Annotated in this window: 25 protein-coding genes and 1 tRNA gene; 7 read left to right on the forward strand and 19 right to left on the reverse strand. The window is 42.8% G+C overall.

What is annotated here, in order from left to right:
• Positions 1 to 83 precede the first annotated feature (83 nt).
• From ACED42_RS10125 to ACED42_RS10160, 8 genes are all read right to left on the reverse strand, one after another.
• Positions 84 to 320, reverse strand: a complete 237-nt coding sequence (locus ACED42_RS10125) for a viroplasmin family protein (RefSeq protein ID WP_371702446.1) — start codon at positions 318 to 320, stop codon at positions 84 to 86.
• A gap of 176 nt (positions 321 to 496) precedes the next feature.
• A complete protein-coding gene (locus tag ACED42_RS10130) occupies positions 497 to 3,205 on the reverse strand; it encodes a DNA polymerase (RefSeq protein ID WP_371702448.1) in 2,709 nt (902 codons plus the stop codon).
• A gap of 62 nt (positions 3,206 to 3,267) precedes the next feature.
• Positions 3,268 to 3,708, reverse strand: a complete 441-nt coding sequence (locus ACED42_RS10135; RefSeq protein WP_102504230.1) for a hypothetical protein — start codon at positions 3,706 to 3,708, stop codon at positions 3,268 to 3,270.
• A 104-nt stretch (positions 3,709 to 3,812) separates the two neighbouring features.
• A complete protein-coding gene (locus ACED42_RS10140; RefSeq protein WP_081230769.1) occupies positions 3,813 to 3,995 on the reverse strand; it encodes an AlpA family transcriptional regulator in 183 nt (60 codons plus the stop codon).
• 10 nt (positions 3,996 to 4,005) lie between these two features.
• Positions 4,006 to 5,163: a tyrosine-type recombinase/integrase gene (locus tag ACED42_RS10145; RefSeq protein ID WP_371702450.1), complete on the reverse strand. Its 1,158-nt coding sequence runs from the start codon at positions 5,161 to 5,163 to the stop codon at positions 4,006 to 4,008.
• A gap of 338 nt (positions 5,164 to 5,501) precedes the next feature.
• Positions 5,502 to 5,792, reverse strand: coding sequence for a hypothetical protein (locus ACED42_RS10150; RefSeq protein WP_371702452.1), 291 nt, complete (start codon positions 5,790 to 5,792; stop codon positions 5,502 to 5,504).
• A gap of 547 nt (positions 5,793 to 6,339) precedes the next feature.
• Positions 6,340 to 6,537, reverse strand: coding sequence for a hypothetical protein (locus ACED42_RS10155; RefSeq protein ID WP_017084383.1), 198 nt, complete (start codon positions 6,535 to 6,537; stop codon positions 6,340 to 6,342).
• A gap of 295 nt (positions 6,538 to 6,832) precedes the next feature.
• Positions 6,833 to 7,099: a hypothetical protein gene (locus ACED42_RS10160; protein WP_371702454.1), complete on the reverse strand. Its 267-nt coding sequence runs from the start codon at positions 7,097 to 7,099 to the stop codon at positions 6,833 to 6,835.
• A 266-nt stretch (positions 7,100 to 7,365) separates the two neighbouring features.
• Here ACED42_RS10160 and ACED42_RS10165 point away from each other — a divergent pair, with 266 nt between their 5' ends.
• On the forward strand, positions 7,366 to 8,247 hold the full coding sequence (locus ACED42_RS10165) for a helix-turn-helix transcriptional regulator (RefSeq protein ID WP_371702487.1): 882 nt from the start codon (positions 7,366 to 7,368) through the stop codon (positions 8,245 to 8,247).
• A gap of 1,007 nt (positions 8,248 to 9,254) precedes the next feature.
• Here ACED42_RS10165 and ACED42_RS10170 read toward each other — a convergent pair.
• The 7 genes from ACED42_RS10170 to ACED42_RS10200 form a co-directional block, all read right to left on the reverse strand.
• Positions 9,255 to 9,683 (reverse strand): DUF2787 family protein, encoded by a 429-nt coding sequence (locus ACED42_RS10170; RefSeq protein ID WP_016796242.1) that lies wholly within the window; start codon positions 9,681 to 9,683, stop codon positions 9,255 to 9,257.
• 102 nt (positions 9,684 to 9,785) lie between these two features.
• Entirely contained in the window at positions 9,786 to 10,286 is a 501-nt protein-coding gene (locus ACED42_RS10175) for a hypothetical protein (RefSeq protein WP_371702457.1), read from the reverse strand.
• Between the two features lie 45 nt (positions 10,287 to 10,331).
• Positions 10,332 to 10,718: a hypothetical protein gene (locus tag ACED42_RS10180; protein ID WP_371702459.1), complete on the reverse strand. Its 387-nt coding sequence runs from the start codon at positions 10,716 to 10,718 to the stop codon at positions 10,332 to 10,334.
• Between the two features lie 78 nt (positions 10,719 to 10,796).
• Complete coding sequence (locus tag ACED42_RS10185) at positions 10,797 to 12,047, reverse strand: tyrosine-type recombinase/integrase (RefSeq protein WP_371702461.1); 1,251 nt, start codon at positions 12,045 to 12,047, stop codon at positions 10,797 to 10,799.
• 75 nt (positions 12,048 to 12,122) lie between these two features.
• Positions 12,123 to 13,016 carry a GIY-YIG nuclease family protein gene (locus ACED42_RS10190; RefSeq protein WP_371702463.1) on the reverse strand — a complete coding sequence of 298 codons (894 nt, stop codon included), beginning with the start codon at positions 13,014 to 13,016 and terminating at the stop codon, positions 12,123 to 12,125.
• Positions 13,017 to 13,405: 389 nt separating this feature from the next.
• A complete protein-coding gene (locus tag ACED42_RS10195) occupies positions 13,406 to 13,726 on the reverse strand; it encodes a hypothetical protein (protein ID WP_371702464.1) in 321 nt (106 codons plus the stop codon).
• Positions 13,727 to 14,212: 486 nt separating this feature from the next.
• Positions 14,213 to 14,297 (reverse strand) — tRNA-Leu (locus tag ACED42_RS10200).
• 195 nt (positions 14,298 to 14,492) lie between these two features.
• On the opposite strand from ACED42_RS10200, the gene ACED42_RS10205 reads away from it, so the two are divergent.
• Complete coding sequence (locus tag ACED42_RS10205) at positions 14,493 to 14,969, forward strand: RDD family protein (RefSeq protein ID WP_371695542.1); 477 nt, start codon at positions 14,493 to 14,495, stop codon at positions 14,967 to 14,969.
• 63 nt (positions 14,970 to 15,032) lie between these two features.
• On the opposite strand, the gene lptG is transcribed toward ACED42_RS10205, so the two are convergent.
• Together lptG and lptF are read right to left on the reverse strand one after the other, a co-directional pair.
• The gene (gene lptG, locus ACED42_RS10210; protein WP_017103680.1) at positions 15,033 to 16,103 is read right to left on the reverse strand and encodes an LPS export ABC transporter permease LptG; all 1,071 of its coding nucleotides are present in this window, start codon (positions 16,101 to 16,103) and stop codon (positions 15,033 to 15,035) included.
• Between the two features lie 3 nt (positions 16,104 to 16,106).
• Positions 16,107 to 17,207: an LPS export ABC transporter permease LptF gene (gene lptF / locus ACED42_RS10215; protein ID WP_029223043.1), complete on the reverse strand. Its 1,101-nt coding sequence runs from the start codon at positions 17,205 to 17,207 to the stop codon at positions 16,107 to 16,109.
• Positions 17,208 to 17,398: 191 nt separating this feature from the next.
• On the opposite strand from lptF, the gene pepA reads away from it, so the two are divergent.
• The 5 genes from pepA (at position 17,399) to ACED42_RS10240 (ending at position 24,055) form a co-directional block, all read left to right on the forward strand.
• On the forward strand, positions 17,399 to 18,919 hold the full coding sequence (pepA, locus tag ACED42_RS10220; protein ID WP_017097529.1) for a leucyl aminopeptidase: 1,521 nt from the start codon (positions 17,399 to 17,401) through the stop codon (positions 18,917 to 18,919).
• A gap of 99 nt (positions 18,920 to 19,018) precedes the next feature.
• Positions 19,019 to 19,468, forward strand: coding sequence for a DNA polymerase III subunit chi (locus ACED42_RS10225; protein ID WP_009847719.1), 450 nt, complete (start codon positions 19,019 to 19,021; stop codon positions 19,466 to 19,468).
• 103 nt (positions 19,469 to 19,571) lie between these two features.
• Complete coding sequence (locus ACED42_RS10230) at positions 19,572 to 22,445, forward strand: valine--tRNA ligase (protein WP_371702467.1); 2,874 nt, start codon at positions 19,572 to 19,574, stop codon at positions 22,443 to 22,445.
• 220 nt (positions 22,446 to 22,665) lie between these two features.
• Entirely contained in the window at positions 22,666 to 23,070 is a 405-nt protein-coding gene (locus tag ACED42_RS10235) for a DUF2061 domain-containing protein (RefSeq protein WP_371702469.1), read from the forward strand.
• A 79-nt stretch (positions 23,071 to 23,149) separates the two neighbouring features.
• Positions 23,150 to 24,055, forward strand: coding sequence for a GNAT family N-acetyltransferase (locus tag ACED42_RS10240; protein ID WP_371702471.1), 906 nt, complete (start codon positions 23,150 to 23,152; stop codon positions 24,053 to 24,055).
• A 94-nt stretch (positions 24,056 to 24,149) separates the two neighbouring features.
• On the opposite strand, the gene ACED42_RS10245 is transcribed toward ACED42_RS10240, so the two are convergent.
• Together ACED42_RS10245 and rraB are read right to left on the reverse strand one after the other, a co-directional pair.
• Positions 24,150 to 24,947 carry a beta-galactosidase gene (locus ACED42_RS10245; protein WP_012604859.1) on the reverse strand — a complete coding sequence of 266 codons (798 nt, stop codon included), beginning with the start codon at positions 24,945 to 24,947 and terminating at the stop codon, positions 24,150 to 24,152.
• A gap of 124 nt (positions 24,948 to 25,071) precedes the next feature.
• A complete protein-coding gene (rraB, locus tag ACED42_RS10250) occupies positions 25,072 to 25,488 on the reverse strand; it encodes a ribonuclease E inhibitor RraB (RefSeq protein ID WP_004735324.1) in 417 nt (138 codons plus the stop codon).
• Between the last annotated feature and the right edge of the window lie 117 nt (positions 25,489 to 25,605).

Raw genomic sequence — 25,605 nt, forward strand, 5'->3', positions numbered from 1 at the left:
CAAAAATCCCCACAGGAGCCGAGAGGACAAGCCTCTCAGCCCCTGTAGGGCTACTTAATTGCTAGTTAGAATCGTGAACTCAATTACTTGTTCTTACGCTTCGCACGCATGGCAGCAAATTTCTCGTTACGTTTTGCCTTAGTCTCAGCTTGAACCTTGGCGTAATTTGCACGATAAGCCGCTACAGCTTCTTGCTTAGTCGGAAATCCCTTGAACTTGGCATCATCGTATTTCAGCACTAACTCTTTCACCTGATCCCATGAATCGAATACACCAGTGCGACGACCCCAGTAAACTGCATAGTAATTTTTCTTAGCCATGATTAGCTCCTTGTTTAGTTTGACAATATCACCACGACGTTGTGGCATAGGAACTAGCTGGAAAGATTTGGAAAAAAATGAGGTTGTGTGATTGGTTATTGATGTGTATCCCCAACGAACTAGATACACACAGGCCATGAGCCCTTGCTATACAAGGGCTCATAGCGTTTCATCATTTACGAAATACTTTCTAATTGACGCATAACTTCTTCATGGGAGGCATTGAACAACGGTACAGGGTCAAATTGAGGAAATTTACCCATCAGCTGCTTTGCCAATTTCAAAGTTGATGGAGTGAGGGGAACAGTACCTTCTACAAGCTTTGTACGACCAGCGCCACGTACCAAACTAGGCTTAATGTCATAACCTAACTCTACCAACCACTCAGATAGAGCTTTAGCGGTAATATCTTTCTTAGTGATACCTGATACTTCATGACCGTAAAAGCGAACAAACAAACGAGCCATTAATTCATCAGACTTTTCATCTTTCTTTAAACGAACTTCGCCTTTGTCGTTAGCTTTATACATACTCAAACGCTCCTGCCAATCGTACCAATCATCCATGGTCTTCAAACAACGACCACTCTTACGCCAAGCATCAAAGCGGATACGTGTATAACGCATCTCAAAAGCATTCTTAAACGGCTTAGTTTCAAAGCTAACTAATGGAACACCATCAACTTCAATAACTCGTGGGTTGATAGGTTCACGCTTCATATCAAACTCAAGATTCAAGCGTGATTGCTTTCGTTCCATCATCATATCTTTACGTTCTGTACACATTGAACGGAGCGAAGTAAGGTGTGACGAATCAGTCATATGTTCAGGCGTTCGTTCTTTGTATAGATCCACCATGTATTGATTTTGATCAGAAACACCTTTAGGAACCTGAACTCCACCTTTCGCAAGTACAGGCTCCCAACCGTCCATTGGAGTTACCGTATATTGAGCGCGAGTCTTCGCACAGATAAGTTGCTTAGCCTTGTGCTTAACTTCTAATATCTCACCACCATTAGGTTCCATACGATGAAACAACTCACGAAAGCGCTGGCAAACTGGTCCCGTTAAATCAAGCTCTTCAACACTTGTATTACCCAGAAATCCATCAGTCGTAATTGACAGAACCGTTTTATCATCTGGCACACTAGCTAACATTTCACTTAATAATGCACGCGCCAGACCACATGTATACGAAGCATAAAATGGATTGGTCAATTTGGATGGAGGTTGAGGCTTACTGTATCCATCCTCCACTGAAAATGTTTGCTTAGGTTTTACGTTTTGGCTAAATTTCCCATACGTGGAATTTAACATTTCCTTAACAAGCTTTTCCTGAAATGAGCCTTTCTCATAGCTCTTTCGCTTTTCACGCCCCCACTTCATGTACTTTTCGAAGATCCGCACATCGTTTTTCCATGGAAATATGAAACCCTGCTTGATCTTAATTTTAGCGCCTTGGTTATAGGCGACCTCTAATTCATGTCCTGTACAGTGAGTCTCACCACGGAGTGGGAAAATTAGTGAGTCCTTATCACGAACAACAAGTGACGGATGGCGAGTAGAAGATGGAAACTTAAATTCAACCCAAGCAAGTGCCATCCTGTCACCAAAGAAATCTTCCACCTTGTTACTCATGTACATGTCTTCGTAAGAAATTTCGCGCAGACCATTCGTAATCGCTCCGTAGCACGAAGGAACGTCTAAATCTAGCCAAGTATCAACTGGTGTAACACCTGACCAGAACGCTTCATTACGGCCACCGCTATAACATTCCGATGCGAACCACTCCATGGTCTTACGAGCTTGAGTAGGCTCTTCAATAGTGACTGTAAGAACCTTGCCAGTTTCTTTCGACCATATTTCTCGCTTCTTCTCTTCAAAACCAAATAGCTTGCGATAACTTTTAGGGTCATCAAGCGAGTTAATGAATGTTTTGACCGCCATACCACCAATCGTATACGGCACTGACTTCAAACCTAGCTCTTTACATAGGTCAGCCGTCATCTTGAAATGAAGAGCTGATATGAGGCTATCGGTTAAACCATACTCTTCAAATCCAGCCTTATTACCGGCAAGATATTCATCCATACGTTCAATGCTGTATGGTTCTGGTATTTCCAATTTAGGAACGCCTACGATATTTCCAATTAACAATAAAGACTGAGCGCTAGCTGGAGCAAGTAACATGGTGTCGAAAAATGACATATGTAAGGTGTGATAATTACGGTTCTTATCTTTAATCTGAACTGGCTCTTTATCTATACGACGAGTCATGACCTTACTCAAATCCAATTCATACGCATCCCCCAGACTAGCCACGGTTTTACGGATACCCTTGATATGAGTTTTGACTTGCTCAAAAGCCTGATTAAAGTTAAATAGGTCAGCTTTCATGAAGTGAGCTGTGACGATGATATCGGTAGGCCAACGCTCAAGTACATCATCTTCAATGGCCTTTTCAATAACACGAGCAAAGCAGTAATCCATCGATAAACGACCAGACTTTTTGGTTGAGTCTGGATACAACACCAACTTAGACACTTTGCCATTATGTAAAGTGACAAATTGATAGCTTAGAACTCGGTTGTACTTACCACACTTAGACAGCACATACTCCGTATCGAATGAGATAATCGGACGGTCGAAGAATTTAGTACGTGCCTTATAGCGCTTACTCTTTTTCTTCGAGTTTACATACTCACTAATGTTTTCAACGGGCGGCATAGTCTCTACCGAAATACTATCAAGTGTGTCATCTACATGCTCATCGTTACCCGCACAGCCCCACGCTTCAACCAAGCTTTCATCGATCTCGATACCATCAAATGATTCTTCAATTTTAATGTCCGCATCTTCAGCCCAGTAATTCATTGATTCTTCCATTTTATCCTCCTCTTAGATCAAAAAATGGCTCCGCAGAGCCATAGTGTTAAATCGAAATCAGATTACTGAGCCTTGTAAGCAGACCATTCAATAACAGGGAACTTCTCACCCTCACCGACACTAACCAGAGCATCCAAGATCACTTCGGTCAATCCATCTAGGTCAGAGAAAGTTTTAGCATCAAGAACACATAGAGGACGGTCATTAAGTCCAACCATAACTAAATTACCAGTCTTCGGAGATACGAACACATTTGAGATAACACGTGCATCAATAAAGCCACCGTTATCTAACGCCAATCCATACTTGTCATGCGGTTTAATTGCTTTCTTCACACGTTCAAACAATTCAGGCGCTTTTTCACTTTGGTCAAAAGCTACCTTTTGGCACTTCTCATCCAGTAGCAAAGTAAAATCACCGTTATGAGTCAAACTCGTTGCAGTACTCGCATTTACTACAGAGTTACCGTTACGGATGAATAGTGGTTGAGTTGAAGTAGTCATAATAAAATCTCCATCGATTTATGTTTTATTTAAGTTTGCGTACCAATCAAGCCAATCTCGACTGGTAAAAGTAATAGCTGGAAAGAACTGGAAAATTTCGTGATTTATGCCGTTTCCAATAACGTTTTTTCCCACTTATCAATTTCACTGACTAAAAAGCGGACACTACGACCAATGCGTAATACCTTGGGTAAGCTGTCAGGCTTTCGAGTCACATTAGTTCTCACTGTGGCAGGGTTAAGGCTGTATGCCTCTGCAAACTCTTCTACTGTTAATGCATTTTTCATCGTGTTCTCCTTAGCTGAATTGGAAATTAGGTAGCATTGCCTCAACAGTCTGCTGAGTAGCTTGCGCTAGATGGGTGTTTTGGTAATAGGCGTAACGCTCGGTGACATTCACATTAGAATGACCAAGGCTTTGCTGAACTAATCGAATGTCGTTCGTTACATGCAACATTTGAGTCGCTTGAGTACGACGTAGATCGTGGATAGTGAAAGGCGCTTCTAGCGAACCTTCCACTTTCATGGCTTGCTGAATACGATCCATACAAGCTCGTGGGTAGGCAATATGCTCACCTTGGTTCTTCAACGATGGAAACACCCAATCATTAAAAGAAACCTTGAGACACTTTCGGATAAGTCGCTGTGCAGGCTCAGATAAGTAAATACGTTGAGGCTTACCTGATTTAGTCGTAGGCAATAAAGCAGACGACAGATCATCAGCTAACATGGAGCGAGAAAGACTAATCACGTTACCAACACGCATACCTGTAAGAAGACTAAGCATCAACGCATAGGCATGAATGAAGTTAGGTTCAGCGCAAGCATGACGACAAAAGCTTTCCATCTCTTTAGAGGACAACACTCGGTCTTTCTGGTTATTCTCCACCAGCTTTTTAATACCCTTTACAGGGCTCTTATCAATAATGTCGTGCTCTACAGCCATAGAGAACAGCTTAGATAAGAATGCTTGGTAGCGATTTACCGTAGCAGGCGATAAGCCGGTTAAAGAATGAAGGCATTTTTCCACATCACGACGAGTCACATCAGTGATACGCTTATTTCCCATCGCAGACATGACACGCTTAGAGCGAGATACAAACGTCTTATGATCACGGTGGTGACGTTGACTGAAAGGCACGAGTACTTCATCAAAGAACTGCTGAACAGTCAGGCGCGATCCCTTGCGGTAAGCACCAGACTGAACATCAGCAATAAACTGGTAAGCCAACTTCTCAAGGTCAGCAAACTTCATTTCAGGGTAAGTACCAAATGACTCGTAGTAACGTTGTCCTTTCCAACCAAAGCGAACGATCCAGCGCTTACTCGAAGCTGTTACCAATAAACGTAAGCGAGAGTTCTTAGCCCATCGATACTCAACACCTTGCTCGCCCTTAGCAGGACGAGGCAAGACATTGAGCACCTTCTGGGTCATTTCTATAGATGTACTGCTCATCTAATCCATCCAAATATCAGCTTTCTATCGCTTCTTTTACAGACAACGATAAGTTAATAGTCAAAGCAATTAATTAGATTGAATTAGGGATACCTACATCACTTCCATTAACAGGAAGAAAGGCATAGAACTCCCTAACCAAGTTGCTTTATCGGTTATCGGATATGTAATGACTGGAAATAAAGGGATGCCCTATAGGGACTGATGCTCAGGGATGAGACTGATGTAGAAAAAGACTGGTATGTAATAGTGCGCACGTAGGCCACGGTCTGCTAAACCAATATTAAAGCGATGTGTATCCTCAACTAGAACTTTAAACCTAACTGTTCATCAACAGCTTATTTGTTTACGTGCTTAAAAGCTTGCTCAACAACTTCTAACACACGTTTGTAGCCCCACTGTGTACACTTCTTACCATGTTTGTCATAGGTACTATTCAAGCGGTGTTCAATGCTATTTTTCAAGTATTCACGATCGCCCAAATCATACTCAGCAGCATCAATTACCTCTGCTGTTATGTTGGTAAAGTAGCTAGCATTACCCGTAAGACGCTTTGGGGTTGTCGCCAAGGTAAAAGCTTTTACGTCAGCTTGTAGATTCATCAGATTAGTATCATTTTGAATATTCATGTTAAGTATCCCTATTGCTATTTAAAGACAGTTTTCATCAAGAAAACTCGTTACTACACTCGGTAGATGCAAATCATAATACGTACTACCAACTCCTTATCAAGCCTTATTTTTCAACACAAAAACCACACTCAACTCACTGTAAATGTGATAAAAAAAGAGCATTTATAGCCAACATTTTCTTCACAAAGTTTTACGCCTTGAAGAAGCCACAAAATCCCTAGATTCATTTTTTTGTTTAACATGAACCATAATTTCACAACTATCCACATATAACAAAATTGAATATAAAGACAAATTATCACTCAAAATAAATCTAAAACCTTCTTGCAATCTGAACAAAGAAACCTCGAATAGCTCCTCATGTTTTTGTTTCTTTAGAATAAATAAAGCTTGATGATAATCATCGTGTGATTAGTGATTTATGATCATCCCCAACAGACTAATGACACACTAAGCTGCACCCCTTAAAGCACAAAGGGAAATCACTTTCCATTGGTTACGATCAAAAAAAAGTAGAGGAAAAACCACCTCTACTTTTTTTTCATTAGAGAACGTCTAGCTCATCCAGAACACCACCAATGACAGCACCAGTGACAAACCCCACAGCTCCCGCAAGAACGATAAATTGAGGGCAAACACGAGATGCAGCAATAGAACTATACTGTGCCCCTTTTAATCCCATTGAAACGCTAGGCTTAAACCAACGCTGCTGAGAGTTAGAATGAAAATGTGTTTTCGCCATAATGTTTTTCCTTTCCTCTAGAAATCGAAAAGGGCGATACCTCTCGATATCGCCCTTGGATAATTACGATTACTACCTACCTAATGAGAGTGACCGCACACCTGACAGCTACCATCATCATAAGCACGTTCACCACATGCAGGACAGGTTGTAACGAGTGTTGTAATTGATTTAATCGCCATGTAAAGGCTCCTTCTTGTTGGTTGATTGAGTGTTGCGGAGCTCATTGACACCTCGGCCTAGAGAGTTCCAATTTCGAAACTGAGATACCATGAGCCAAGCTCCGCAACAAAACTTATTGTGCTTTACCTTTCGGGGTATCTGGGCCGCATTGAGTCGCATCAGTGACATGACCATTCATTGTTCCGCAGACATCGGCTTTCCATTGCACAATGACACCGTAAGACGATGTGTTCTGAATTCCTGCTTTACCATTCCATTGTGGCTCTAGTAGTTCTTTCATTTTCGAGATATCGCCCGGATTACCACCGAACGTGCCACCTGCGAATACCGAAGATGTGAAAAACGAAGTTAGACCTAGCAGGATGATTGATGCTTTCATTGTTTTTTTCCTTAAATACGTAATGACGCCACTGATAAAGACAGCGTTAACGTGATTGATGATTAGTTTAGAAGGGGTGAACGACAGGGTGTGTCGCTCAGATGTAGAAATATTGAAATGATTGATGAATGCCTTGTAAGGCATACCTAGAGGTAGCTAATGAAAGCTATAGCAATATCAGTAACCTTATGAAAATTCGCTAGAAATAATCAGGTTCTTTCTCAGTGCGACACCACCTGACGAGTGACCTATCTACAATGCGTAGAATGAAAGAGCATGACAAACTAGCGAAACGACTTGGCATCATCCTGACCCGTTTGAATACGGGTGAGAAACTGTATCTGGACGATTTAAGTCGTGAATTTGGGGTAGCAAGGAGGACGTTAAATCGGGACTTCAATGAACGGTTAAATTACCTACCTATACAACGTGACGGAGCTTGTTACTCGTTAGACCCTAAGTTCTTAGGCAGACAGACCAATAATGAGCTATCTCTTCTGCTGTTAAACATGGGGTTCGATACTTTGTTTTCGGGTAAGCACTATCTAAGCAATGGCGTATTGAACAACAAAACCACACCACCTTTTCTCTTCAAGAACCCACAAGTCGAGGACATTAGTGAATGTGCTTCAGTGTTCGAGAAACTTATCGAATCGATACAACGACGAAACGTGATTAGCTTTAGCCATGAAGGGAAAACCTACGATGAGTTCCACAGCTACAAACTGATGAATGAACGCGGATTGTGGTTCATTGTCGGGACACGCAGAAACCGCCTAGAGTCACTCCGAGTCGCTAAGGTTCGTGAGTTAGTGCGTTACGAGGATAAATACTCTCATGACCCTAGCGTTGAGCAGAAGCTGACTGGTTGTGGATATGAGGATGAACTACTCAATCCCGTTGAAGTGGTTATACAGATGAGCGTTAAGGGGGTAGAAGCATTCTTAAATGAAGGTAATGCCGATAAGTTCAGAGTGTTGAAAGAGTTAAGTTCAGGGGATGTGTTCATTAGTCACCAGACCAAGAACATTCCAGAGTTAATACGCAAACTCAAAACGTGGCTACCTCATGCGGAGGTGCTCTCACCTGATTGGATACGTTACTTGTTGAAGCAAGAGATCCAAGCGTATCTAGACTCAACCAAGTAGAAGGCAGTGAGCTAATTGAAGTATGTCGTTGGGCTTGTTGATGGTTCGTTGAAATGAAATGCAACCACCAAGATATAATGTTGTTTCTGCTCTCTGTTGTAGTCGCTCCATGTCATAAAGAAACCACTATGCAGCGCTTTTTAAGCTTTCTATGTTAGGTATGGGTGCTGGGGTGTTTTACCAAGCTTAGAACCGATACCAGTTAAGGGAAGACTCAAAACGATGCTATTTTTCAGCGAAGGTAACTAAACAGATAAATAACAGCCATTCAGCTGGTTGAATATATAGGGGTATTGCAATGAGAGCTGATGCTAGAACTCTGCTTCAAATCACTGAATCCAGTCCATATCTGTTTATGGTCGATATCACCAATGTTGCTGTGGTGGTTACCTTGAGCCAGATAACTTGGTTGTTTTAGTGAGAATGTTTTTAATGTATTGGACTTGTCATTGAGCTTATAAATGACAAGTTCCAATTCCAATCAATGCTTATCTCTGTAATTTAGCGAAATACCCATTTTGACCTTGTTTCTCATGCCAAAAGTGAAAATGACCAAGTTTTCACCCCGAGCTGTAAACATTGAATTAAGGTGCGCTCTTGGCGCTGTAATTAGAACGGATGACTATAGAAAATCTCCGGGGAAGTCGTTCTCAATACCTCTATACGTTACACGCCATAGCTAAACCTAAACACTCGCTCCCATTGCTTCCAGATAGCAATGGGAGTCTTTAATGACAAAACACCAGTGTAAACCAAGCAAACTCGTTAAAATTGAGTCTCCCTTCCTTGGTGTTTCCACCGTCCATTACAGTCCAGCAACTGCACCCTCTCTGAACCCCGACGGCAACGTTTAAGTAATCCGTTGTAGAACGTTACCCAAATGAAAAAGGCTTCCCATCACACCATGAGTTACATGGAGCAATAGGAAGCCTTAGTGTCACTAGGAAGTGAGAGGCGGATTTTATGGTGCATACATGGTGCTTTCAACTTGATTCGTTAGTGATGGACTAATCCACCGTGACTTTTATCTCATCGAAGCAGTCCATTCCGATGTAACTTAGGAAGTTGGTTTCCCACATCGAATAGAACTCAGCGACACTGGATTCAGTAATGGAAACTTCACCCATGTATCGGATGTAAGCCACTCCATGACCAAAATCAAAGTCTATTTCTTTCTCTAGTTCAGGCATCAATCCACAGTAACTAAAGTCAGTGATGTAATCGAAAACCCATTGGCCACCAAGTCTACTAATAGAAATCTCAATAGGGTGGTAGCCACCATTCTCAGGACAGTATGATTTTTCTCGGAAGTTAATCACGACCGATTGGATCATAGGTGTCCATTTGCCTGATTCACTAATCACTCGGTTTAAAGTATCTTGAAGATCGACACTTACTGGCAGCAGTAAGCGCTCAACGTCAAAAGTTAAGTTCATAATAAATCCTCTTTTAGTTTGTTAAGGGTGCGCTCTTGGGTAGTGCGCAGTATGAAAGCTCGGAAGTGGTTTAGTCGGTAAGGATTGATAAGAAATTCGAGGTTATTCAGCTTCGGTTTCACCGTCCACTAATGACAGGAGTTCATCACGACGTTGCTCGTAGTCAGGCGCAAGAACGTGGAGAAACACCGATTTCTCTGACGGCAGGATAAGCAATAACCCACGCAGTGCCGCCGCCATAAATCCAGCATTATTAGCAGACCCACCTTTGAACACAGATTTAAGTACAGTGCTTTTAAACGGCTTGTCGTCTTGCTCATTTAACACAGCTACAATATCTTCAAAGGCTACCCACTCTTTACTATGAAGACCGCCACCTTCATTACCCGAAAGCCTAAGGAATAGAGCATTTAGATCATCATGTACCGAAAGCTCATAGAACACATGATTCTGAGTTTTCGGTGATAACTTTTTCGCTTTGCCTTCGAGCACGGTATTAGTGAAATGGTCTACTGGATTGTCACCAGTAACCGTGACTTGTTCATTACTCTCTACTGCTTCAGGTTGAACGATTTCTTGTTTTTGATTGGTTTTACGTGCCATGGGACACCTCCATACTATTAGTGACTATTAAGATTAAAATCGAGATTAAGATTCAGCTTGATCAGCAAGCTTGACGACAGGGAACGTTGGACTGTTCATTGGAGCGCAGCAATACACCCCACTACCAGCCGTAGTGACAATAGCAACAGCAAGTAGCCAAGGAGAGTCATCATCATTTAGCAAAAGCACCCATTCGCTGTAGTTACTAAGGAACCTTAAAAAATGCTGATTTTCCTCAGATTCTTCACTCAAGGTTTCATCGGTATCGGACTCCTCAATCAAATACAAAGTAGTGCCAACCTCACCCCAGAACGCTTTCGTGCTTTCTTCATCACCGAATGGCTCTATCAAGTGTTCTAGCAGCTTTGCTTTCACTGCATCAGGCATTGGTAGTGATTGAATGTCTTCAAACTTGTTTACTGTTTTCATCATGAATTTCCTTCTAATAATGAAAAAGCCCCTGTTTAGCTCATCGCTAAACAGGGGCTTTTCTAATGATTTTATTTAGAGTTACTCGTTGGATTTAAGTGATATATCACCACTGACCATATCCGATAGATGAGAGCCAACTTTACGCCTACGACCAACGGTATGCTTGGCATAATACTTACTCGTTATACCTATCTCTGAGTGATTCAATTGTTTAGCAATATCATGTAGAGGGACACCATTTGCCGCTAAAAGTGTTCCGAGCGTATGGCGAGATGAGTGCAGGGTTATGTTAGCTCTATCGCCTGGTATATCAGGCAGTCCCATCTTAGCCTTAATCACTTTCAATGCGTGTCTAGCTGGACTGATAGGTTTACCCTTACGACGTCCAGCAAAGATATAAGGGTTATTCGCCACTTTGGGTATCGATTTCAAAATAGAGAGCATGTAATCACTCAGATAAACAATGTGGTCACGACCATTTTTTGTTCGATTTATATACAGAGTTTTCTGTTCCCAATTTATAGATTCGTGCTTTAAATACCTTAATTCACGATCCCTTAATCCAGTCAAAAACAATAACGCTAAGAACGATCCTGTGTGTTTATCTGGATACTCCAAAGCATGACGAACAAAGTCCTTCAGTTGATTTTCGGTGAGGTATCCTGTGCGGATATTATCCAACTTCGGTAAGCTGACTTTATCTGCAACCAACGGGCAATCCATAAGACGGTATGCATGTTTATTTATCGACTTGAGAAGTGCTAATACCCGGCAAATACTGGCGGTTGCGTAAGGCTTACCAGTGGTTTTGCTGATTTTCCCTTGCATCTCCATCTGGACTTTCACGATATGTGCAGCTGTTAGCTGGTTGATTGGAACATGATGTATCGACTTAGCATGTAACCGAAACCGGGATACGTCATCTTTCCAAGTTCGACGTTGCTTCTGTAGTGGTAAATAGACTTCATTAAAGAACCGTTCAAGGGTCATAGAATTATCGACCTTTTCAGTATCACGCTCAATCTTCGGATCTATCCCTTCAAGAATCTGCTGCCGATACTCTTTCGCCTTTTTACGCAAAGTAACTAAGTCAACGTCACTCGCCCGCCCAAGACCGATACTGGATTTTTTGCCAGTCACAGGGCTAGTAAACCTAAAAATGAACCTAATCGACCTAACTTTCTTGCCCACTAGACACCGCACTCCCACAGGCAAGCCACTATCTTTCATAGCAGACAGATTAACTTCGTAATCGGTGGATTTAGCGTTGGCAGGATTGGGCTTGAGATTGTTGAGGAAAGTGGTGGTGAGTCGTTGTGACTTGCTCATTGAGACCTCCGTTAATTTATTTACCCACATTTCAGTAATATAAATTTGAGAGGTCTTTAGCTACGGGTAATCACTTTAGCCAATTGATTCTGTTAATAATCTTTCTTCAAGAGACTTTAAGAGTTCGTCACTTTCTGTTTTCCAGCTTTGCGGACCACTACGGCTGTTTCCAGCAACTAAATCGGCAGCTGATGAAGAAGAGCGCAGTAGCTTATCTTTTACGAGAAGTAAGTGTCCACTTTCATCTTGCAGAGCCCCATCATCAAGCATTTGGTTTTTAATCGCTATGTTCTTCTCAGATAAGCTTTTCGAGCTTTTCTTAGATAATTGAGAACCAGATAAAAGCAAAAAGCCATCATCTACAACTCTACCTTTAGCCGTCAAACCATTAGTCTTGAAGAATAAAGGGTAATCTCCAATTGAGTCGTCTTTCTTTACTTCATCGTTCGATTGAGCGACAGGTGAAATCATTTCTAAAACACGATGCCCTAAGCTACCAAGTACAATCCTGACATTGTCGATGAACTCCTCCATCGCAGCTTCATCTGCACGTGGCAATGTCGATTGAGTTGGAGTGTTCGCATTTTGGATTTCATATCGTTCAGCCTGACAAGCTACGCTAACCAATCGAGCTTCAAGGTATTTGATATGTCCTTTCGTTAGATTTTCATCTTTACTGGTAAAAATCACGACCTCATTCCAGAAGTCTTTTTGCCGATCATGATCAGCTAATCTCTTAAAAACATTCTCCGACTCACCAACATAAACACTATTATCATCACCTGCTGCATTTTCAAAGAGGAAGTATACTCCCGGTCTTTTCGACTCATGCCAGTCATTCAATTCGGAGAATCGGCTTCGAGGACATGCCAATGCTTGACCAGACCAGTTAGCTATTTCAACATGGCGTAAACCCGTCGGGCTACCATCCGCCAGAAAGATCCTAATACTTCGCCCAAATTGTGGCATTGTGCTCTCCGTTTACAGTTTACTTACAGTCCGTGTTTCTCTATGTTTCGAATGCACTTTTCAACAATATTAAACACAGAATTTCACCACGAGAACCACTAACATAGCATTAATAATACTCTATCCAAAACCTAGCTCTCAATTCATCCCACCACATTCATACAATCAACTAGCCACCGATACCACCACCTAGATCAAAACCCATATCACGCATAACATTTCCACCAACACCATAGTTAAAGTTCTGCGATGATTCCCAGCTCAGTGATCGCGCACAGTACTCGCTGGAAAACTATCAGATTGACACCTACACAGATTACAACTGTGATATTCACCCACTGATGGTGAGTGATAGCAGTAACAGCAACAACGACTTCATACTAAAATTTTCAATCAGCCTTAACCTGCTTTAACCATAAATGCTTGATCATATAGTCAACTTCTAACGCGATACGGTGCTCTACATAGCTAACAAAAGTTTTGAACCCAAAATCACCATTTACATACTCAAGTGCACACACAGAGATAAAGCTAAACATTCCAGAGCGGACTTTGCCATCATCTAAATAACTTAAATCAGGGCTAGAAGTAGTAGATAACATTGGGAGCTCAAGCCAACCGTTAGTCGTCGCGCATAACCAAACTAGTGAATCATTGATTGTTACCGAAGTTCTTTTCTTAGTAGTTGGATGATAGAAAGATATTTTCATGAGATTAAAACCCTGAGTTATTATTAACTCAACAGCTATGAATGCTAATTAATTTTCAGGGTGTGATTGATTGTTAATGTATATCCCCAACGACCTTAATACACACACCTTAAAACCACCTATCTCAAACCGACTTTTCCGCTATTCATCAAAACGAAAAGTTACCTCACAAAGACTAAACCAAAACCCTATAGCACCGTAAAGTCACCATGGTCGTACCATGGTTCTCTGACTCAACAGCCCTTGGTAATACTGGCTTGCGAGATTACAGAAGTTTGCATTTGTTGGATTTGCCAGGATTCCCTTGAGCACAGAATCAACATGTGATGAACCATAGATGCACCATGGAAGAAAATTCAAGGCTGATAAAGTGAGTCTATTGAGGGAGAAAAGTGCAGATAACAGAAAAGGAAAGTCGAGGTAAGCTTTTGATTGTGCTAGATACAACAAAGCCCCGACTTGAGTCGAGGCTTTGTTATTTAAATATGGTACCGGTAGGCGGACTTGAACCGCCACGCCCGAAGGCAACGGATTTTGAATCCGTCGTGTATACCAATTTCACCATACCGGCATTATCTTGGGGCATTGCCCTGTCGATGTTTGGCATTATACGTATGCGAACTGATGTGGCAAGTATAAAAACTTGAATTCATGTGTGTTTGCCGATAATTTCGCCACTAAGTCATAAGCTGTGCGTCATGTCTCTTTTCAGGCCAAGCCTTAAACTATATTCTGACGCCTCAATTTTTAAAGAAGTAATAACACCATGACATCAACAAACACTCTGCCACCAGCTGGGGTAATGCGCCGATTTGGTGCCTTGTTCTATGACGCACTCATTGTAATCGCTATTGAAATGATGGCTGCCGGCATCATTGTTGCTCTACTGCACGCACTCATGGCTCTTGGTATTTTTAACCATAGCGGGTATGCCGATGTCAGTGACTTCTTGACTAATCATCCGATTTGGAGCCCTGCGTATACTTTTTACTTGGTCGTCGTTTGGATTTACTTCTTTGTCTTCTTCTGGACCAGAGCAGGTCAAACTCTGGGGATGAGAGCTTGGAAGCTACGAGTTCAAAACAAAGATGGCTCTGCGATCACAATAACTCAAGCGCTAATACGTTTAGGTACATCGGGGTTTGGACTTGCAAACTTATGTGTTCCATTCGATCCTCAGAAACGTGGCTTTCACGATATCTGGGCAAAGACCGAAGTCGTTGTGTTGCCAAAAGCACAATAACGCAATTAAGCGAACTTAAAACAAGATCAAAAAAGGAAGGCGCAATGCCTTCCTTTCTTCTATTTATAGTTTCCGCCTCAAGAGCATGATGGCAATTCCGAAAAATACCACGCTAGGGGCTATCGCACCAAAGGCTGGTGGTATTTGATAAACCAAGCTGATTGGACCAAAGAACTCGCTGGATATATAGAAAGTAAAACCAGCAATCACACCAGAGAGAATCCTTGCACCCATGGTCACGCTACGTAGAGGACCAAAGATAAACGACAACGCCATCAACATCATGACCGCTATCGAAATAGGTTGAGTAATCTTCCTCCACAAAGCTAGCTCATAACGTGCAGCATCTTGCTCTGATGCTTTGAGATAAGAAACATAATCATACAAGCCACTTAACGACAGCTCCTCCGGTTTCACCGTCACTATCGCGAGTTTGTCTGGAGCTAACGATGTTTCCCAAGAAAAAGTCGGTAAATTCTCTTTAGTGACCTGAATTTCATTCTCAAAAGAGGTGACCTCCACATCGCGCATTGTCCAAACGTTGTCTCCAACGTAATCGACTTCTTTTGAGTATATGGCCGTTTTCAGAGCCTTGTTCTCATCATAGCGCCACATGTTCAAACCATAGAGCTTATCATCGTCTATTTTAACAATGAAAATAAAGTCGTTGGCATCTCGAGCCCAAACACCGCTTTGAGTAGAAATAATACTACCACCAGCAACCGAGATGGTTCTTAAGTCACGAGCCATCTTCTGCGCTTGCGGAGCTCCCCACTGCCCAAGCAATGTCACTATCACCATTAACGGAATCGCAGTCTTAAGTACCGATAAACCAATATCTAACTTAGAGAAACCCGCGGCTTGCATAACCACAAGCTCAGAACTCGCAGCAAGCATACCAAGCCCAATCAATGCACCAAGCAATGCCGCCATTGGGAAGAACATTTCGATATCACGAGGAATACTCAATAAAACGAAATACAACGCTTGTAATAGATCGTATGTACCACGACCTACCTTCCGCAATTGCTCAACGTACTTGATAATTCCAGAGAGACCGACAAACGTCACCAATACCAGTGACGTGGTCGCGATGATGGTTCTGCCTATATATAAATCGAGAATCTTAAACACGGCTTAAGCCAACCTCTTATTCTTGAATTTTTCTTTCAAACGCCTAACAGGCACACTATCCATAAAGTTGGCACCAATCGCGACAAACAATAATAATGCATTGATTGGCCACATGCCTATTGCAGCAGGAATGTCCCCTTCTTCAATTGAAGATTTGGTTGCACTGATTGCCAAGAAGTAAGTCAAATAAATCAGGATTGCCGGACCTATTTTTGCAAAACGACCTTGTCGTGGATTAACTGCTGACAGCGGTACAACGAGCATAGTCAACAATGGGATACACAACACCAGTGACATGCGCCACTGCAATTCAGCCTTGGCACGATTATCTTGATTTCCAATAAGATCAATAGTTGGAATCGCTTCCCACTCTCGACCTTTCTTCTCTACTTCACGCTGACCAATTAAGCCTTCATACTCTTCAAAGTGCGTCACTCTATAATCAAGGCGAGAAGGCACTCCTTCATGACGAGTACCATCGTACATCACAATAACTTGGCGGCCATCGCTCAATTCTTTTACGTCTCCCGACTTAGAGAACATCACACTAGGAAGCACTGAGTCACGAGGTCGCATTTGAGAAACGAACACATTGTCTAATTGATTACCATCGATACCCTCGATAAACACAACAGAAGAACCATCGGGAGTCCTTGCAAATTTGCCTTTGGGTAGTAAATCAACACTGTTCTCTGCAGCCACTTCCTCATACATTTGTTCTACTTTATCTTGTGACCACGGAGACAGCCAAAAGGAGTTAAAAGCAGCGACAGTTGCGGTAATTAACGCCAGATAAAGTGCTGATTGGATAAGGAATTTATTGCCAATACCCGTAGCATTCATCACCACAATCTCACTTTCGGCATAAAGGCGGCCAAAAGTCAGCAAAATGCCAATATAGATACTAAGTGGAAGCATCAAGAGCCCCATCGCTGGCATATTTAGACCCACGATCGATAATACAAGGCTTGCTGGAATATCACCATCAGAGGCGTCGGATAAAACACTGATGAACTTTTGGCTGAGAAACACAAGAAAGAGAACAAAAAATATCGCAAATTGGCTCTTGATTGTCTCTCGGATCAAATATCTAACAATAATCACGCTCAAATTACCTATACAAAACTTGTTTTTTTGATTGAATCACTATAATTTCCCGTTGAACCTTTTATTTTTTAAATTTTTAGCTAAGTGTTAACGTTCTTCTTTAAGGTCAGTTCCATTATAGGATCCAACAAGTAAGAACCCATTATCCAACATTTAGTTCGATTTGTCTTCAGGATGTAGGAGTACGCATGGAGTTCAGTGTAAAAAGTGGCAGCCCAGAGAAACAGCGCAGCGCATGTATCGTTGTCGGTGTATTCGAACCGCGCCGCCTTTCTCCAGTAGCCGAGCAGTTAGATAAGATTAGCGATGGCTATATTAGTTCACTGCTTCGTCGCGGTGATCTAGAGGGTAAACCTGGCCAGATGCTACTACTGCATCAAGTACCTGGTGTACTTTCAGAACGTGTTCTGCTTGTAGGCTGCGGTAAAGAACGTGAGCTAGGCGAGCGTCAATATAAAGAAATTATCCAAAAAACCATCAGCACACTAAACGAAACGGGTTCTATGGAAGCAGTATGTTTCCTGACTGAACTGCACGTTAAAGGTCGTGATACTTACTGGAAAGTTCGCCAAGCAGTAGAAGCGACTAAAGATGGCCTTTACACTTTTGATCAATTCAAGAGTAATAAACCAGAGACTCGTCGTCCACTACGTAAACTGGTATTCAACGTACCAACTCGTCGTGAATTGAGCCTTGGTGAGAAAGCAATCTCTCACGGTCTTGCGATTGCTTCAGGTGTGAAAGCGTCTAAAGATCTAGGCAATATGCCACCTAACATCGCAAATCCTGCTTACCTTGCTTCTCAAGCTCGTCGCTTGGCCGATGATTACGAGACAGTGAAAACTAAGATCATTGGCGAAGAAGAGATGGAAAAGCTGGGTATGACTTCATACTTAGCGGTAGGCCGTGGTTCTAAGAACGAATCTATGATGTCTATCATGGAATATAAAGGTGCTGCTGACCCAGATGCAAAACCGATTGTTCTAGTCGGTAAAGGGCTTACTTTCGATTCAGGCGGTATTTCGCTTAAGCCTGGTGAAGGTATGGATGAGATGAAGTACGACATGTGTGGTGCGGCTTCTGTATTCGGTACAATGAAGGCACTAGCTAAACTGAACCTACCGATTAATGTAGTTGGTATCCTAGCAGGTTGTGAAAACATGCCAGGCAGCAATGCTTACCGCCCAGGTGATATCCTAACGACCATGTCAGGCCAAACAGTTGAAGTGTTAAACACGGATGCTGAAGGTCGCTTGGTTCTATGTGATGCGCTTACTTACGTTGAACGCTTTGAACCAGACTGTGTTGTCGATGTAGCAACACTCACTGGCGCGTGTGTGATGGCGTTAGGTCACCACATCAGTGCTGTACTGTCTAATCACAACCCACTATCTCACGAGTTAGTGAATGCTTCTGAGCAAGCAAGTGACAGAGCATGGCGCATGCCAATGGCCGATGAATACCATGAGCAACTAACGAGTCCATTTGCAGATATGGCAAATATCGGTGGCCGACCTGCTGGTACAATCACAGCAGCATGTTTCTTATCTAAATTTGCTAAAAAGTACCACTGGGCACACATTGACAGTGCCGGCACAGCTTGGAAGTCAGGCGCAGCGAAAGGCTCGACAGGTCGTCCTGTCTCAATGCTAGTCCAATTCTTATTGAACCGCAGCGGCCATGAGACTGAAGAGCAATCTTCAAAATAATAGAAAGGGCCTACGGGCCCTTTTTTAATAAGCGTTATTTGCTAGCTCCTGTTGACCAAGTATGATTGGTTTCCACGATTCCAAGTTCGAGTATTCAGTATGCAGACTGCCACATTTTACATTGTGTCTTCAGACAGCCCACAAGCCGGCGAAGAGGGTTTTGCTCACTACGTGTTGTTTCTTGCTCAGCATTTTGCAAAACAAGGCGCTAAACTTTATCTCAACTGTAACGATAAAGTTCATGCTGAGCGTATCGCTGAAGTTTTTTGGCAGGTAGAGCCTACTGAATTTATCGCGCACAACTTGGTTGGCGAAGGTCCAAAATATTCAACGAATATTGAGATAGGCCATCAAGGAGTCAAACCTAATTGGAACCGCCAATTGGTAATAAATCTGGCCGATAATCATACAACCTTTGCGAACGCCTTTGCTCAGGTGATAGACTTCGTTCCTTGCGAAGAAAAAGCTAAGCAACTCGCTCGAGAAAGGTATAAAATTTACCGTCAGGCTGGATATCAGCTACAAACTATCGAGATTCAACATCCATAGTCAAACCTCATAGTTAAAGCTATCTTTGGATTTAGATTCAAGAAGCTTCACTTATGAAGTTTGACCACGATTAACCATTCACAGTATCCGTTATAAGAGCACTATGGAAAAGACATACAACCCAACATCAATCGAACAAGCTCTGTATAAGACTTGGGAAGAGAAAGGCTACTTTAAGCCACACGGTGACACATCAAAAGAAGCTTACAGCATCATGATCCCGCCACCGAACGTCACTGGTAGCCTACACATGGGTCACGCGTTCCAAGATACGATCATGGATACACTTATCCGTGCTCAACGTATGAAAGGCAAAAACACGCTTTGGCAAGTGGGTACTGACCACGCTGGTATCGCAACTCAAATGGTTGTTGAGCGTAAGATCGCTGCTGAAGAAGGCAAAACAAAACACGACTACGGCCGTGAAGCTTTCATCGACAAGATCTGGGAATGGAAAGGCGAATCTGGTGGCACGATCACTCAACAACTTCGTCGTCTTGGTGCATCTGTAGACTGGGATCGTGAGCGATTCACTATGGATGACGGCCTATCAGCTGCGACTCAAGAAGTATTTGTTCGCCTATACGAAGAAGACCTAATCTATCGTGGTAAGCGTCTAGTAAACTGGGATCCTAAACTGCACACTGCAATTTCTGATCTTGAAGTTGAAAACAAAGACAAAAAAGGTTTCATGTGGCACTTCCGCTACCCACTAGCGAATGGTGTTAAAACCGCTGATGGCAAAGACTACATTGTCGTTGCAACTACACGTCCTGAAACCATGCTTGGTGATACAGGCGTTGCAGTTAACCCTGAAGATCCTCGCTACAAAGATCTTATCGGCAAAGAAATCCTGCTTCCTATCGTAAATCGTCTTATCCCTATCGTAGGTGATGAGCACGCTGACATGGATAAAGGCACGGGTTGTGTGAAAATCACGCCAGCTCATGACTTTAACGATTACGAAGTGGGCAAACGCCATAGCCTACCAATGATCAACATCCTAACGTTCAACGGTGATATCCGTGATGCGGCTGAAATCTTCACAACGAACGGTGAAGAAAGCGATGTGTACTCAACAGATCTTCCAGCTAAATACCAAGGTATGGAGCGTTTTTCCGCTCGTCGTGCAACGGTTGCTGAATTTGAAGAGCTAGGCCTACTTGAAGAAATCAAAGATCACGATCTAACCGTTCCTTACGGTGACCGTGGTGGTGTGGTTATCGAACCAATGCTGACTGACCAATGGTACGTGCGTACAGCGCCTCTTGCTGCTCCTGCTGTTAAAGCCGTTGAAGATGGTGAGATCCAATTTGTACCTAAACAGTACGAAAACATGTACTTCGCGTGGATGCGTGACGTACAAGATTGGTGTATCTCTCGTCAACTTTGGTGGGGCCACCGTATCCCAGCATGGTACGACAACGATGGTAAAGTTTACGTAGGTCGCACTGAAGAAGAAGTTCGTGAAAAGAACAACCTTTCACCGGTAATTGTTCTTAAGCAAGACAACGACGTTCTTGATACATGGTTCTCTTCTGCACTTTGGACTTTCGGCACACAAGGCTGGCCTGAAGATACTGAAGCAATGAAAACATTCCACCCATCAGAAGTACTAGTATCTGGTTTTGATATTATCTTCTTCTGGGTTGCTCGTATGATCATGATGACTATGCACTTCGTGAAAGACGAAGACGGCAAGGCTCAAGTACCTTTCAAAACAGTTTACATGACGGGCCTTATCCGTGATGAAAACGGCGACAAGATGTCTAAGTCGAAAGGTAACGTACTTGACCCAATCGATATGATTGACGGCATCGGCCTTGAAGAGCTAGTAGAAAAGCGTTGTGGCAACATGATGCAACCTAAACTGGCTGCTAAGATCGAAAAAGCAACACGTAAAACTTTCGAAGATGGTATCGAACCATACGGTACCGATGCACTGCGTTTCACTCTTGCTGCTATGGCTTCAACTGGCCGTGACATCAACTGGGACATGAAGCGTCTTGAAGGTTACCGTAACTTCTGTAACAAGCTATGGAACGCAAGCCGTTACGTACTGATGAACACAGAAGAGCACGATTGTGGCATGTCACTGTCTGTTGAAGACCGTGCAAACATGGAATTCTCTCTAGCAGACAAGTGGATTGAATCTCAGTTTGAAGTTGCAGCGAAAGAGTTTAATGCTCACCTAGACAACTACCGTCTAGACATGGCAGCAAATACGCTTTACGAATTCATCTGGAACCAATTCTGTGACTGGTACCTAGAGCTAACTAAACCTGTTCTTTGGAAAGGTACTGAAGCTCAACAACAAGCGACTCGTTACACGCTTATCACGGTTCTTGAGAAGACTCTACGTCTTGCTCACCCTGTTCTTCCTTACATCACTGAATCTATCTGGCAAAGCGTTAAGCCGCTAGTAGACGGCGTTGAAGGCGAGACCATCATGACTCAAGCGCTTCCTCAGTTTAATGAAGCTAACTTCAATGCTGAGATCGTTGACGACATCGAATGGGTTAAAACTTTCATCACAGCTATCCGTAACCTACGTGCGGAATACGACATTGCACCAAGCCAAGGCTTAGAAGTAATGATCAAAGTCGCTGATGAGAAAGATGCAGCTCGTATCGAAGCAAATAAGATCGTTCTTACTTCTCTAGCTAAGCTAGACGATATTAAAGTTCTAGCAGACGGCGAAGCGACTCCAGCTTGTGCAACTAAACTTGTTGGCAAATCTGAGCTGATGATCCCAATGGCGGGTCTTATCGACAAAGATGCTGAGCTTGCTCGTCTAGATAAAGAAGTAGCGAAGACTCACGGTGAGATTAAGCGTATCGAAGGTAAGCTAGGTAACGAAGGTTTTGTTGCTAAAGCACCAGAAGCGGTTATCGCGAAAGAGCGTGAAAAGCTTGAAGGCTACCAAGAAACTCTTGTTAAGCTAGAAGAGCAAAAAGCGACAATCGCTGCTCTTTAAAACTGAATGAACGAGGAGGTTTCGAACCTCCCGCTCTAGACAAAAAGGTTGGCCTTCATGGTCAGCCTTTTTTTGTGCCCTAAGTTCCAGTCCAATCAACCTCACTCCAGCTTATTGATAGCTTTTGCCTATCAAAACAATCTTAACTTCCCATTAGATTTAATGATAATAATTCTCAATAATAGTTCTATCGAAACAACACAACGACTGAGTAATTATCATGAAAAAGACACTAACCTTTGCCGCATTACATTTTACTATCGCATTTAGTGTCGCTTATGTACTAACAGGCGATATCTTAATTGGTAGCTTAATCGCTATGATTGAGCCTTCTGTGAATACCGTCGCCTTCTATTTTCATGAAAAGGCTTGGGCTCAAGCTCCAGCGCTTAAAGCTCGTCAGTGGATGACTAAATTAAAAACAGCAAGCTTCGCTACTATCCACTTTAGTGTTGCCTTTACCGTTGTCTACTTATTGACTGGCGATGCCTTTGTTGGTGGTGTGATGGCAACGTTAGAACCCGCTTTGAATACCGTGGCTTACTACTTCCATGAGAAGGTGTGGTTACGAAAAGCAGAAAGCCAAGCAGCACAACCACAGTTTTGTTTACACCAACATACTTAACCTAGAGAGTTCACTGTTGACATAGTTGCGATGCGCACTTAAATTATAGTTGTACATCGCAACCATATTGAGAGGCAACATGACTTCAGCACAACTTAGAGAATTATCACGTCAGCTCGTTCGACAGCTTGGAATGCTCGACAAAGATTGTGGTGATATTGCCCTACCTCCGATTCAAGCTCATACACTTATTGAACTGGAACAGCAGCCATTAACCGTGAACCAATTAGCGGATAAGCTCAATATTGATAAGTCCAACGCCAGTAGAGCAGTTAACAATCTAGCGAAGAACTCGTTAATTCAAACCTCACCACACCCCAACGATAAGCGCAGTGTTGTGGCTTCAGTAACAGAGCAAGGGAAAAACACTCTTGCCAAACTTCACAATCAACAAAATCAATTTTATGACTCGGTACTTGAGCGTTTAACGGAAGCGGAAACTCAACAAGTTTCGGGGGGAATCGAGCACTACCTTAAAGCACTGCAACAAAGCCACGCTTCAATAGATGTGGTGGTTCGCCCCCTACAACAGCAGGACAACATCGTAGTGGCCAATGTGATTCGCCAAGTCTCTTATGAAAACGGGCTAACTGAAGATAAAGGTTATGGTGTGGCTGATCCCACCTTAGAAGACATGTTCAGTGTTTATAACAATGAAAGATCTCAATATTGGGTGATTGAACTTGATGGAAAGGTTGTTGGTGGTGGTGGATTTGCACCACTAGCAGGTATGCCAGAAGTCTGTGAACTGCAAAAGATGTACTTCTTGCCAGAAACCAGAGGCAAAGGCTTAGCGAAGAAGTTGGTTAATATGTCGATGGAGAAAGCTAAGGAACTGGGTTATCAACATATGTATCTAGAAACGACCGAATGCCTTAATGCCGCCGTTAAACTTTACGAAAAATTGGGCTTTGAACACCTTGATTCAGCTTGGGGAGAAACAGGCCATGACGCTTGTGAGGTTGTCATGGCCAAAACGCTATAATGTGTTTTTGAAATAGGGTTAGCGTTGGCAGTTCATTAGATGACAAGCGAGTGAGAAAATTGATTCATTACGTAACGGGCTAATTGAATAACCGCTAGTTACGCAAAAAGTTACTCACGCAAGAGGCTGGATTCAAGGCTACGAAAGAACTCTCTTTTTGCCCATCGAGTTCCACTTCTAACTGATATAAATGCTTAGGATTGGGCTTCTCAAGGTTAAATACCAGTGGAGCCTCAACCTGAAACACAACACCCGTATGTTCTGCTCGCACATCAATCGGCATCACGAGAGTCATACCATTAAACTTGATTGATGCAGATATTAACCCCGGCTTTAGCGTTTGATAGATAACATCTACTTTAAACTCACACCCACCACCGTGATGCCAGATTTGCTCGGTGACAACTTGCTCAAGCTTGACGTTACGAACGAACTGAAGATATGGAGCTTGCCAGATTCCGATACGAGAATCTGATTTAGCGACGACCTGTGAAGAGATAGAGTCATCCATATCCTCTTCAAGCAACAGGCTCTCCTCTTCTTCAAGGAAAAGGATCTCAAAACGATTTCGACCAGGCTGCATATAAGGACGAATGTCCTTGCGATATTCGGCTTCGCTGCCATCACAGTCAAACACGGCAACGCCATTGAGTCGCACTTCTGCAAAGTAGTCAACGCCTGCGACGACTAGCTCAACAAATGGGCATGCCAACATGGCATCATCCACTTCGATGTCATGCATCAGGTGCCATTCTTGCTCTGCGATTTCCTCTTCACTCAAGCTATTAGGGAGCTTTGAGCTTAATGGAGCAGGAAAGGTAATGTCATCTTGTGGGATAGAGAGATCCGTCAGTGGCGAAATTTGCCAAAGACCATCGAGAGGTAGCCGCATGTCATTCCTTGAGCTAGATCAATTTTGACCGCATTATAATGAATGAATGCATATAAAGACATTTATTTTTCTGAGGACAAAAAAATGCCAGCTCAAGGCTGGCATTCTTTAAAGCTGGGAGAGATTACTCTTCGTCTTCATCATCTTCGTCAGGGTAGATAGCATCTTCACCTTCGTAGTAAGTGCCCCAACCGTCGTAGATAATGTCAAACTTCTCTGCAAGATTTACAAGCTTCTCAACTTGCTCATCAATCGCTTCTGCGTTCAGAGTACACTGCATCGTTGCATCACAACAAAGTAGCTTGTTGCCATCTTCGTCTTCTGTCTCTTCAGCTTCAAGCACTTCAAAGCCCATTTTGAATGCTTCAACAACGGCTTTCTCAAGTACTGCGAAATCTTCAGCGAATAGGTGATGCTCGATATCGTATAGAGCTTCAGGATCGCTACCATCTTCGATTAGTGCTTCAATGATGTCGCGAGTCTCTCCTTTTTGAAATTCAATTAATTCCGCTACTGATAGATATTCATCTTCGTGAGACATGTGTCTGCTCCAGAGTGTTGACTATGAAAAGATCAAATTTGATTGCCACGAAATATGGCACGGATCGCCTAGAAAAGCCACCTAGATCAGGTGTAGAAGAGCAAGTTTATCGCTAGA

Origin of the sequence: Vibrio sp. FF145, from assembly GCF_041439075.1 — a bacterium.
Taxonomy (GTDB): Bacteria; Pseudomonadota; Gammaproteobacteria; order Enterobacterales; family Vibrionaceae; genus Vibrio; species Vibrio tasmaniensis_A.

What these genes read in the sequence shown, in the direction of transcription:
- ACED42_RS10160 (WP_371702454.1), bottom strand. Translation starts at nt 7,099, where the DNA reads ATGAAAGCATCAATCATCCTGCTAGGTCTAACTTCGTTTTTCACATCT.
- ACED42_RS10225 (WP_009847719.1), top strand. Translation starts at nt 19,019, where the DNA reads ATGCAGACTGCCACATTTTACATTGTGTCTTCAGACAGCCCACAAGCC.
- ACED42_RS10230 (WP_371702467.1), top strand. Translation starts at nt 19,572, where the DNA reads ATGGAAAAGACATACAACCCAACATCAATCGAACAAGCTCTGTATAAG.
- pepA (WP_017097529.1), top strand. Translation starts at nt 17,399, where the DNA reads ATGGAGTTCAGTGTAAAAAGTGGCAGCCCAGAGAAACAGCGCAGCGCA.
- ACED42_RS10135 (WP_102504230.1), bottom strand. Translation starts at nt 3,708, where the DNA reads ATGACTACTTCAACTCAACCACTATTCATCCGTAACGGTAACTCTGTA.
- ACED42_RS10170 (WP_016796242.1), bottom strand. Translation starts at nt 9,683, where the DNA reads ATGAACTTAACTTTTGACGTTGAGCGCTTACTGCTGCCAGTAAGTGTC.
- ACED42_RS10190 (WP_371702463.1), bottom strand. Translation starts at nt 13,016, where the DNA reads ATGCCACAATTTGGGCGAAGTATTAGGATCTTTCTGGCGGATGGTAGC.
- ACED42_RS10205 (WP_371695542.1), top strand. Translation starts at nt 14,493, where the DNA reads ATGACATCAACAAACACTCTGCCACCAGCTGGGGTAATGCGCCGATTT.
- ACED42_RS10150 (WP_371702452.1), bottom strand. Translation starts at nt 5,792, where the DNA reads ATGAATATTCAAAATGATACTAATCTGATGAATCTACAAGCTGACGTA.
- ACED42_RS10155 (WP_017084383.1), bottom strand. Translation starts at nt 6,537, where the DNA reads ATGGCGAAAACACATTTTCATTCTAACTCTCAGCAGCGTTGGTTTAAG.
- ACED42_RS10180 (WP_371702459.1), bottom strand. Translation starts at nt 10,718, where the DNA reads ATGATGAAAACAGTAAACAAGTTTGAAGACATTCAATCACTACCAATG.
- ACED42_RS10245 (WP_012604859.1), bottom strand. Translation starts at nt 24,947, where the DNA reads ATGCGGCTACCTCTCGATGGTCTTTGGCAAATTTCGCCACTGACGGAT.
- ACED42_RS10140 (WP_081230769.1), bottom strand. Translation starts at nt 3,995, where the DNA reads ATGAAAAATGCATTAACAGTAGAAGAGTTTGCAGAGGCATACAGCCTT.
- ACED42_RS10235 (WP_371702469.1), top strand. Translation starts at nt 22,666, where the DNA reads ATGAAAAAGACACTAACCTTTGCCGCATTACATTTTACTATCGCATTT.
- ACED42_RS10130 (WP_371702448.1), bottom strand. Translation starts at nt 3,205, where the DNA reads ATGGAAGAATCAATGAATTACTGGGCTGAAGATGCGGACATTAAAATT.
- ACED42_RS10195 (WP_371702464.1), bottom strand. Translation starts at nt 13,726, where the DNA reads ATGAAAATATCTTTCTATCATCCAACTACTAAGAAAAGAACTTCGGTA.
- ACED42_RS10165 (WP_371702487.1), top strand. Translation starts at nt 7,366, where the DNA reads ATGAAAGAGCATGACAAACTAGCGAAACGACTTGGCATCATCCTGACC.
- ACED42_RS10240 (WP_371702471.1), top strand. Translation starts at nt 23,150, where the DNA reads ATGACTTCAGCACAACTTAGAGAATTATCACGTCAGCTCGTTCGACAG.
- ACED42_RS10125 (WP_371702446.1), bottom strand. Translation starts at nt 320, where the DNA reads ATGGCTAAGAAAAATTACTATGCAGTTTACTGGGGTCGTCGCACTGGT.
- ACED42_RS10175 (WP_371702457.1), bottom strand. Translation starts at nt 10,286, where the DNA reads ATGGCACGTAAAACCAATCAAAAACAAGAAATCGTTCAACCTGAAGCA.
- rraB (WP_004735324.1), bottom strand. Translation starts at nt 25,488, where the DNA reads ATGTCTCACGAAGATGAATATCTATCAGTAGCGGAATTAATTGAATTT.
- ACED42_RS10185 (WP_371702461.1), bottom strand. Translation starts at nt 12,047, where the DNA reads ATGAGCAAGTCACAACGACTCACCACCACTTTCCTCAACAATCTCAAG.
- ACED42_RS10145 (WP_371702450.1), bottom strand. Translation starts at nt 5,163, where the DNA reads ATGAGCAGTACATCTATAGAAATGACCCAGAAGGTGCTCAATGTCTTG.